The sequence below is a fragment of the Kaarinaea lacus genome (assembly GCF_975902315.1).
The window spans coordinates 1-9,955 of record NZ_CDLKIE010000177.1; the positions used below are offsets into that span (position 1 = coordinate 1).

The 9,955-nt window shown below is 40.0% G+C and carries 8 protein-coding genes and 1 tRNA gene; 7 read left to right on the plus strand and 2 right to left on the minus strand.

Annotation, left to right across the window (positions count from 1 at the left end):
* Positions 1-274 precede the first annotated feature (274 nt).
* The 4 genes from pheT to ACWVCM_RS05115 all read left to right on the plus strand — a co-directional run bounded on the left by pheT (position 275) and on the right by ACWVCM_RS05115 (position 3,529).
* Positions 275-2,695, plus strand: a complete 2,421-nt coding sequence (gene pheT / locus ACWVCM_RS05100) for a phenylalanine--tRNA ligase subunit beta (protein ID WP_455200639.1) — start codon at positions 275-277, stop codon at positions 2,693-2,695.
* A gap of 13 nt (positions 2,696-2,708) precedes the next feature.
* A complete protein-coding gene (gene ihfA / locus ACWVCM_RS05105) occupies positions 2,709-3,011 on the plus strand; it encodes an integration host factor subunit alpha (RefSeq protein ID WP_455200640.1) in 303 nt (100 codons plus the stop codon).
* Entirely contained in the window at positions 2,989-3,342 is a 354-nt protein-coding gene (locus ACWVCM_RS05110; RefSeq protein WP_455200641.1) for a MerR family transcriptional regulator, read from the plus strand. The genes ihfA and ACWVCM_RS05110 overlap by 23 nt, the downstream gene beginning before the upstream one ends.
* A 110-nt stretch (positions 3,343-3,452) precedes the next feature.
* Positions 3,453-3,529: transfer RNA gene (locus ACWVCM_RS05115), tRNA-Pro, on the plus strand.
* A gap of 346 nt (positions 3,530-3,875) precedes the next feature.
* Here the strand turns inward: ACWVCM_RS05115 and ACWVCM_RS05120 are convergent.
* Both ACWVCM_RS05120 and ACWVCM_RS05125 read right to left on the minus strand, forming a co-directional pair.
* Positions 3,876-5,510 carry a hypothetical protein gene (locus ACWVCM_RS05120; protein ID WP_455200642.1) on the minus strand — a complete coding sequence of 545 codons (1,635 nt, stop codon included), beginning with the start codon at positions 5,508-5,510 and terminating at the stop codon, positions 3,876-3,878.
* A 269-nt stretch (positions 5,511-5,779) separates the two neighbouring features.
* Positions 5,780-6,433, minus strand: a complete 654-nt coding sequence (locus ACWVCM_RS05125) for a DUF4136 domain-containing protein (protein ID WP_455200643.1) — start codon at positions 6,431-6,433, stop codon at positions 5,780-5,782.
* A gap of 482 nt (positions 6,434-6,915) precedes the next feature.
* Between ACWVCM_RS05125 and ACWVCM_RS05130 the strand changes: the two genes are divergently transcribed.
* From ACWVCM_RS05130 to ACWVCM_RS05140, 3 genes are all read left to right on the plus strand, one after another.
* Complete coding sequence (locus tag ACWVCM_RS05130; protein ID WP_455200644.1) at positions 6,916-7,314, plus strand: cysteine peptidase family C39 domain-containing protein; 399 nt, start codon at positions 6,916-6,918, stop codon at positions 7,312-7,314.
* 173 nt (positions 7,315-7,487) lie between these two features.
* A complete protein-coding gene (locus ACWVCM_RS05135; RefSeq protein WP_455200645.1) occupies positions 7,488-8,690 on the plus strand; it encodes a hypothetical protein in 1,203 nt (400 codons plus the stop codon).
* 272 nt (positions 8,691-8,962) lie between these two features.
* A partial coding sequence (locus tag ACWVCM_RS05140; RefSeq protein ID WP_455200646.1) for a HEAT repeat domain-containing protein occupies positions 8,963-9,955 on the plus strand: 993 nt, incomplete at its 3' end.

Genomic DNA, 9,955 nt, shown 5'->3' on the forward strand with positions numbered 1-9,955 from the left:
CGATTTGCGTTTCCTTCAACAATTTAATTAATTACTACATTAATTGATTAAGCTGCATGCTGATATCGGTATGCGTTGGACCAATAATTGCTTTTAAGTCTGCACTCAAATTCAATTATTTTGCTAATAAAATAGGCATTATTTAACATTTTTATTTAGTAACTGATGTAAGAATTACGAGAACAGAAATATTTTCAGTGTAAAGTTAAAAAAGAATTTATTTTTCAGATTTTTCATCGCGAACAGAAAATTAATCAACTAAGATGTACGGCATATGAAATTCAGTGAGCAGTGGCTACGTCAGTGGGTTAATCCCGCAATTACAACACAACAACTGGCCGACCAGTTAACAATGGCAGGCCTGGAAGTTGAAGCAGTTGAACCTGTTTCAGCAGAATTAAACCAGGTCGTTGTCGGATTTGTTAAGAATCTTGATAAACATCCAGATGCTGACAAACTGAAAGTTTGCGAAGTGGATGTTGGCGATAAAAACACTGTTCAAATAGTGTGTGGTGCAAACAATGTCGTAAAAGGCGGGAAATACCCGGTAGCGCTTGTTGGCGCAACACTTCCTGGCAATCTTAAAATCAAAAAAGCAAAATTACGGGGTGTGGCATCCAGCGGTATGATGTGTTCTGCTAAAGAATTGGGAATGGCAGAACAGGCCGAAGGCTTAATGACATTACCTGATGACGCACCTGTTGGAACACCTATTACAGATTACCTGCAACTGGATGACAGCAGTATCGAATTAAGTCTGACGCCCAACCGGGGCGATTGTCTAAGCATCGCGGGTGTTGCACGAGAGGTTGGCGTAATATCCAAAACCAGTGTTACGCCTGTGCATGCTGCGCCTGTTGCACCCAGATGCGATGATACTTTTCCAGTCGAAATTACCGCCCAGCAAGAATGTCCGCGCTATGCGGGACGTATTATTAAGAACATCAATGTATCTGCATCGACTCCAATGTGGATGCAGGAGCGGTTGCGCCGCAGTGGTTTGAGAAGCATTAGTCCCACTGTCGATGTCACTAATTTTGTCCTGCTAGAGCTGGGTCAACCGATGCACGCGTTCGACCTGGATAAACTGGATGGCGGTATTAACGTCCGCCTGGCAGAGAAAGGCGAAAAAATCACGTTGCTGGATGGTCAAGAAATAGAATTGACAAAAGGTTCGCTTGTCATTGCCGACAAAAAACAACCCGTCGCATTGGCAGGCATTATGGGTGGCGAAGCAACAGCTGTAACTGATGCAACCAGGAATATCTTTTTAGAGAGCGCGTTCTTTTCACCGGTCGCTATTGCCGGGCGTGCACGTAGCTACGGATTACACACCGATTCATCACATCGTTTTGAGAGAGGGGTTGATCCGGCGCTACAGGAGCAGGCTATCGAAAGAGCCACAGAGTTACTAATAGATATCGTGGGCGGTGAACCGGGTCCTGTAATCTGCAAGCATATTGATGCGCATGTCCCGCAACGCGAAGCAGTCCTGCTACGTCATGCGCGCCTGCAAAAAGTGTTGGGTACTCACCTGGACAAATCACTGGTTGACGACATTTTATATCGCCTGGAATTTCAACATGTGGAGCAGGACAAGGGCTGGACGGTTACAGCACCCAGTTTCCGGTTTGATATTGAAAGGGAAGAAGACCTTATCGAAGAAGTCGCGCGTATCCATGGTTATGACAATATTCCCGTCTCTAATGCAAAAGCGCCAACCGCGATGGCTCCGGTCACCGAATCCCGCGTGACGGTGGAACGCCTGCAAAATGTCTTAATAGATCGTGGTTATCGAGAAGCGATTACCTATAGTTTTGTTGATCCCAGGATTCAGCAGCTGTTACATCCAGGCTTCACTGCCGTACGCTTAGCAAATCCTATTTCTTCCGATATGTCGGAAATGAGAACGACACTGTGGTCAGGATTGATCAGCGCGGTTGCCCACAATCTAAATCGGCAGCAGGCTACCGTAAAATTATTCGAGACTGGTTTACGCTTTCAGCAAACGGATTCCGATTTGCACCAGGAGCCGATGATTGCGGGGGCTATTACAGGGACCGTGTCACCTGTTCAATGGGCAGAAAAACCACGCAATATCGATTTCTACGATATTAAATCTGATGTAGAATCGATTCTCGCATTGACAGGAAATGCCGATGGATTTATGTTCATAGCCGATAAGAACACGGCTTTACACCCTGGACAAACAGCAAAAATAGTTCGGCACATTCAATTAAATCAAAAAGATGCCGACAATAAGTCTGAGGAAACTGAAGAGATAGGATGGGTAGGGGCGTTGCATCCATCGATAAGCAATCAACTCGATCTGGCGCAGCCTGTCTACCTGTTCGAACTCAAGCTAGCCGCTGTCATGCAGCGTGCGATACCTCATTTTGAAGAAATACCGAAATTTCCGTCCATCAAACGTGATTTGGCAATTGTGGTGGATGAGGGAGTGACAGCCCAGGCCGTCAGTGACTGTATTCAAGCCACATCAACGGCTATGCTGACAAACTTAAAGCTATTTGACGTTTATCAGGGCAAAGGTATTGATTCAGGTAGAAAAAGTTTAGCTTTTAGTCTAACCTTGCAGGATCATGACCGTACTTTGACGGATCAGGATGTAGATGTAGCGATTGATGAAATATTATCCGCCCTTAACAGGGAACTCGGTGCAACATTAAGAAACTAGGTGAGAGATAAATATGGCCTTAACAAAAGCCGAAATGGCAGAAAAACTCTACGAAGAACTTGGCCTCAACAAACGAGAAGCCAAAGAAATCGTCGAAGCCTTCTTTTCCGAAATCAGTGAAGCACTCGAAAGTGGACGTCAAGTAAAGCTCTCGGGTTTCGGTAATTTTGACTTACGTAATAAAAATGAACGGCCTGGACGTAATCCTAAAACTGGCGAAGAAATACCAATAACTGCTCGCCGCGTTGTCACGTTTCGCCCTGGTCAAAAATTAAAAGCTAGGGTGGAGGCGTATGCTGGAAGCGAGCAACAATAACGAATTACCAACAATACCTGGGAAGCGCTATTTCACGATTGGGGAAGTCAGTGACCTTTGCGGTGTAAAACCGCATGTGCTGCGCTACTGGGAGCAAGAGTTTCCGCAACTCAAACCGGTAAAACGACGCGGTAATCGTCGTTATTATCAGCATCATGATGTAGTCATGATTCGCCAAATCAGAAGCTTGCTTTATGAGCATGGCTTTACCATAGGTGGCGCACGTCAGAAATTGACAGATGGTGATGGCAAAGACGATGGTAATAGCAAGGCGGTTATCCGTGAAATGATAAACGACCTGGAAGATGTATTGAAAATATTGAGTCGTTAACTAGCGTCACTTACTTTTACATTATTCTTCGTACTATCTAGCCATAACTTAGTGTAGAATACGCATCTTTGCCAGTAATTCAGCTTCCTGCCAATAGGAATAATTTCAGTCGGGGCGTAGCGCAGCCTGGTAGCGCACCACAATGGGGTTGTGGGGGTCGGAGGTTCAAATCCTCTCGCCCCGACCAATATTCCTGTCCGTCAAACCTTACAATCAGCAAAGCATCTCTAATCAAAAAAACGGGATTACAGAGCACGTTATTTTAACGAGTTTTCTATCGTCGACTTATCGGCTAGAGTATTTATATTGAAAAAACTTTTGCTTGCTCCGGAAAAGTCAGCAACTGGTGTTTTATTTTCCTTCAACCAGCTCTTCACTTTACGATTGCCTGATTCCAGATAATTCAACAAAGCGGAGCGTAGTTCACACCGTGAAATTTGATTAATTCTATAAAGTTTAAGTTGAGCATTAAAGAATGCCAGGGATGAAGTGTTGCCCTGGCTTTAACTGAATCTAGGTAGTTTAGTGTAAATTTATTTCTTATGTTCTATATGGTACATATGCGTTATATGTACTCTGTTGTTGGTCTTTTGAGCCACTATTTGAATTTTCCCGTTCATGGAATAAACTGTGTTCCCACTATTAGACAGAATCGTCACTTCTAGATCTCCAGTACCTTTTACACTATTTGATTCACCTGACCATCTAAGGTCCTGGATAAACATTTGCCGGTCAGATGTGCTATTGAATAATTCTATGTAATCCTGTTTTATTCCGGACAAATTATCGCGGTCATTCGTTTTTGCATTTTCAGAAAACAGTGAAATAAACTGTTCGATATCACCAGTTTCGTATGCCGTAACAAGTTGGGTTGTCAAATCCTGCAACTCGGACGCGTTCGGTATTTGTGGCAAATTATTTTGCGGCTCAGCTACTGGTTTCCTGGATAAATCTATTTGTGGCGATACGACATTAACTGTTGAATCCTGCAGCTCAAAGCTTGTTATAGTGTATTGACGGTCATTTTGGCTAACCTGAATTTTCGCGCGGGCAACAATATGTTGAGTCCCTTTTCTGTTTTGAAATTCCAACATCCCGTTATATTTACTCTTTATAATTATACGATTGTCAGAAACCTGCCAGGTATAGTCATAAAAATTGATTGAGCGTTTCGACGTGTTAGAAAAAATGTTTTCGAAATTTGATGCCAATGTACTGGCTCGTTGGGAGCTGTTGCTACCAACACCAAATAGTTTAAGCATATTTTCTAAATCACCGTTTTCATAAGCACGCTTGTAATCGGTAAGTAACATTAGCATGGCCTTTTTATCAACTTTAATTTGTGGAGCGGGTTTTTGCTCAGCTGACAATTGTTGTTTCAATAAGGCATTGAGTTTTTTCTCTGATTCAAACGTGTGTCTGTCTTTTTTAGTTGCAGTTTCAACCTGGGCAATTTCCTGTTTGATTTCATCAACTAACGTTTGGTATTTAAGGCTGGAATCTGAATTTTTTAACAGCTGACCTTTCTTATCCAGAATGCCTAATGCTGAACCCAGTTTTATCAATGGTTCTTTGTCTAAACTGGATTGAGGTGTCGATTCGATTTGTTGAAGTTGTTTGATTTTTTGTTGGGCGGCATAAATAAAGTGTTGAAACCACACTAAATTTGTTAGTCGCTGTTGTTCGTTTTTATTGAGTGACGACCAATGTTCAAGTAATGAATTTATACGTGAGTTGCTCCAGTCATTGTCATGTAGGATCAACTCGATGGTTTTCTTTAACTGTTTAGATTCATCTGTCTTGGAAACCAGCCCGAAAAACTTCTGTGCGGCTTTATCACCAAGTTGAGAAATATTTTCATTAGGCGAGAAAAATATAGAATATATACTCCAAAAAAATGTGATGATAATTATGGCACCAAACACAGTTGATCCATGGCGCTTGCTGGATACGCTTTGTCTTTTATCAGTCTCTATCGGATCTAATAACACTGGAATATCCGCAAAATCATCGTTTACCGCGTCAAATGCAGCAAATTTATGATCCTTATCAGAAATGTTAAGGACTATTGTCTCATAGTTAGGAATACGACGTTTAATGCGACCATCTATAGAAACGATGGCTTCGCTTGCTGTTGATGACAACAGCGCAGCACTACTGTGATTCATTTTTTTACCCGATGATTAAATACTGAACAACTTTGGGTACAGTAGCACAAGAAAAATCTATTAATATATAATATGTTTTTTTAAAAAACAGGCTTTATATCTGCGGTGTTAATATATGGGTAAACGGATTAATTCAGCAAATTAATTTAGCTTTTAACTTTCTGATTTAGGGGCAGATAATACAGAAAATTAGAAGTGAAAAGAAATTAGGCGTTACTCCGGCAGCAAATAATTTTTCAGTATGGCAGCACTATGTTTGTAGGAATTAATTAAGGCGGAAAATTGCTAAGAATTTTATTGACCGCAGAAATTACTCTTTTTTGCTGTTTCTCTGGTTCTGTATATATTCCAATGCGTGATTGAGCATTACCCCGCCAAATTCGTTCTTTAGTTTGTCGATCTACGATATCAATTATCAGAATACCTTGTTCGTATGTATTTTCTCTGAGCCTTTGATAATCTCGAGTGCTTGATGTAGTGGGCGGTATAGCATATGGGATATTTGAATAATAATTATCAACAACATAGACATCCGTTTTTCTATCCACAACTAAAAAATAGGAAATTAGCAGGTCTGGATTGTCATCATTAGCTGCAAATCCTTTGTCTTTAAGTGCATTATTTGCAGTGCTTGTGACAAGGTCATCAAGCATTTTTTTCTCGAAGTTTATATCTACAATGTCTAATTGTTCATTGGGGATCCAGGAGAAGGATTGATATTTATCGAAGTTAATATCCTTACTGTAATCAACTCTAATTTCTATCGGTGCACATCCTGTTACTAAAAGCATTAATAGAGTCGCCGCTAAAAAATGATTCGTATGGGATTTGAGATTAGTAGTACGCATAATATAAACTATTGTTTTCATTACGATTGTTGTTGAATTTTCTACAAACAGCAAACTGCGAGCAGCAACTAACAAAAAGATGTTTCGTGACGACGTTTGCTCGTAGACTTAAATTAAAATCTCGATTCAGTGTATGGTTATGACTTAGAACAACTTAACACAAGTCGACAATGTTTTAGAAAACATACCTATCGCTAAATCCTAAAATTTGTGGGTACTGCAAATTTTCCTCATGTACTATTCCTTTCATTAAAAAACTACGTAATAGCCTAAGTAGTATGCAAATTCTCCAAAGAATTTTAACGGAATATTAGAAAGATAATATTATAATATTATCAATAAGATAACGATGATCTGAATATCTTTCACAGAATTTGGGCATTTCAGATACGTAATTTGTTACGAAATCTGTTGCATGAAATAACGAAAAAATGTCAAAATTGATCAAAATTTGAATAACTATCAATATAACGTATTAATCGAATATTGATGTAATTTTCTGTTTTAATGATAAAACGATATAGCCAGTAAATTTATTTATTGAGGAAAGATAAGTAGTGAAGGGTGCGGCCTTTAATTTTCAGAATGATACGTCGGAATTCAATTCTCTCCTATCGAATTTAGCTATTGATATAAACACAAATTGCGATCGATTTAGCGATCGTAGTTCGAAGTCGTTGGATAAGCTTTCTGAATTGGCTGCTTTCCATTTCGCAGAAACCAATGGTTTAGCGTTGAAAATTATATCGCATGATTGGCAACAATTGTGTCATCAGGATTATCCTTCAGTCGTTAAACATAATGACGGCCGTTTTGTACTACTTATTCGCGCAAGTGATGTAGGCGTTTTATTGTTTGATCATGTTGATAAGAAAACATCCATCGTCTCCAAGGATGTCTTTTTGAAACAATGGTCCGGCCATGCGCTAACATTTTGCAATAAGCCAAAACTATAACTCGAAGTAACTGAAGATCTAAAAGTTTTGCTCCAGGTATATAGCTAAGTATTAGAACTAATACACAATAATAATGAGAAACCTGTTCACGACTGAAAACAGGTTAAATATAAAAATATGCAGTGTAATTTTAGAAGTAGAAGTGTTTTCGCATTGAACAAGGGTGGGCGTTTATGGGTCAAGACGCATTTGTTGAGCGCTACAACAAACCAAATCACAGATTTCACGTTGTTGTATTTGTAGCAATTGTTGCCGTTAGTGTTTTTCTGGCAACTCAGGTAGAAAAAACGAAAGATAAAACGGACATTGCTGCATTAAAAAATCCTGTTCCAATAGATTCTATTGGGATAATCAAATCTGATGCGCAGGATAAAGTGCCCTCTATTAAATCGCCTGTAGTCAATAGAGACCTGTCACCTGAAAGTACCAGTCAACGCCTAAGTGATAAAAAAAGTATTCAGGAGCAAGAGTATGTATTTGACGACGAACCAAACCTGGATAGCATCGCAGAATTACTAAATCCCGAGCAGTCCATAATTACCCCTGATAGTGATTCAAGCACCGAGAATGTCGCGCTCCAGTCAGAAGTTGGTGTGACGGAGGCAGGTGAGGAATCAGGCACCGAACCCGGCCCGGATCTCATGGACCAGGCTTATCAGAAACAACAGGATCGATTTCTAGAAACTCTAGCCAGGTCTGCGGAACTTGAGACCCAGGATTCTTTTGACATAAAAAAATTAAGAGAAGCTATTCGTTCTGATAAACCGCTGGTTCGTACTGAGAAAAAATCAGAAAGCACAGTAATTGCGAATTCATCCAATACTAATACAGCAAGTGCTAAATCAATAACTGCCAAAGAAACTCAAACTATAAATAAAGTAACAAACGCAGATGAAAAACGCATCAATGTAAAATCAGAATTCAAATTGCCTGGTAATCAGAACTTACAGCAGGCAAGCCTGACGTCTACCAGTAAGATCCCGGTTTCAAAAAAAGTTGAAACACCCATTATGACGAAGGGTGAATTGAATAAGATTGTGTCTCAATTCGCCCGTTCGTACAATGAAGGCGACATTGTTCGACTCATGGCATTGTTTACAGACAATGCTCGAACAAACGACCAAAAGAATAAGTCAGGTATTAAGGCTGACTATGCAGAATTGTTTAACAATACAGAAACTAGAAACTTAATGATAAAAGATATTAAATGGCGCTTAGGTAATGGCAAAGCTGAAGGCGCAGCAGCTTTTGTGGTAACTGTGCAACCGAAAAATAGTGATCAACGTAATTTATATAAAGGCCAGATAAAAATTACCGCTGTAAGTCACTCTAAAGGTGTTTATATCACGCGCTTGATTCATGAATTAAATCAGTGACACTTTCGTTAAGTTAGAATGGACAAGAATTATATTCAACATTTATTACAAACTCTTAATACCTGTAATTTCTACCGTTTTTTGTGAAGTAGTCAACGAAAGCCATTGAGGCTTTACCCGAATATATAGTAAAGTTAAGTAGAAACTCATTTTGTGGATACAGAAGAGTTTTTCTTCATTTTTAAGTCATCAAGCCGATAACTTGTTGAAATTGCATTCAATATCGAATGTAAAGTCAGCGTTTTTCCTTAAATTAGCCTTGGTTAATACATATGATTCGCACGTTTAGTGTATGTTTTTTAGTCGTTCTTATGCTTGGTTGTGCCACCACAACCGACGTCCGCACCTTAACGCGTCAAAACGATGTAGAGGGGCTTATCAAGGTTGTACAAGAGAGTAGTAATAAAGAATTACGTCTTGAAGCAATTACCGCCTTAGGTTTCATCAGGGACCCTCGTGCTATAGGTGCGCTGACAAAAGCACTGGACTCCGATAGCTGGATCGAACGAGAAACAGCTGTCAAATCATTAGGCAACCTCAGAGACCATTTGGCAATCGCACCATTAGTAAGTGCATTGAATGATGATAATCGATTCGTGAGAGATTCAGCGCACAAATCATTGCTCAAAGTTTCACGCTCGCTGGGCAAGAAAAAAGATCCGCGCGTTATACGTCATTTAATGAACGCCATTAGAGATACCGATGATAATGCGCGGAAAAGTTCCATTGAAGCATTTCGGGTGGCTATTTATGAACTTAGCCGAACACACGAACCGACGTTTATCAATCAGCTAATTGAAGGTGTTTCTGACGAAAATAAATATGTGCGTGAACAAGCTGTTATTGCATTGGGTCAGTTTGATGATCCTAGAGTTATACAGCCTTTAACAATGGCGTTAAAGGACTCATCAGATGAAGTCCGAGATGCTGCCAGTCTATCTCTTCAAAAAGTTCATAATCCAAAATCGGCCGAACCATTATTTGAAGCCCTTAAAGATAAAAATCCTGATGTGCGTAACGAGGCTGCCAATGTCCTGGGACAATACAAAGATCCTCAAGTAATCAACAAAGTGATCAGCTCTCTTTCAGATAATAATCCATACGTGCGTGCTGGTGCCGCCAAAGCGATGGAAAAAATAATTCATCCGCGAGCTTTAAAACCGTTGGTGAAATTGCTTGATGATCAGCATGCCTATGTGCGTCTTGCTGCAAGTGAAACATTAGAAAAATACCATTGGCGACCAAGGGATAAAAGTGAAGCCGCC

Coding starts and splice junctions, on each gene's coding strand:
- pheT (WP_455200639.1), top strand. CDS start 275: ATGAAATTCAGTGAGCAGTGGCTACGTCAGTGGGTTAATCCCGCAATT.
- ihfA (WP_455200640.1), top strand. CDS start 2,709: ATGGCCTTAACAAAAGCCGAAATGGCAGAAAAACTCTACGAAGAACTT.
- ACWVCM_RS05110 (WP_455200641.1), top strand. CDS start 2,989: ATGCTGGAAGCGAGCAACAATAACGAATTACCAACAATACCTGGGAAG.
- ACWVCM_RS05120 (WP_455200642.1), bottom strand. CDS start 5,510: ATGAATCACAGTAGTGCTGCGCTGTTGTCATCAACAGCAAGCGAAGCC.
- ACWVCM_RS05135 (WP_455200645.1), top strand. CDS start 7,488: ATGGGTCAAGACGCATTTGTTGAGCGCTACAACAAACCAAATCACAGA.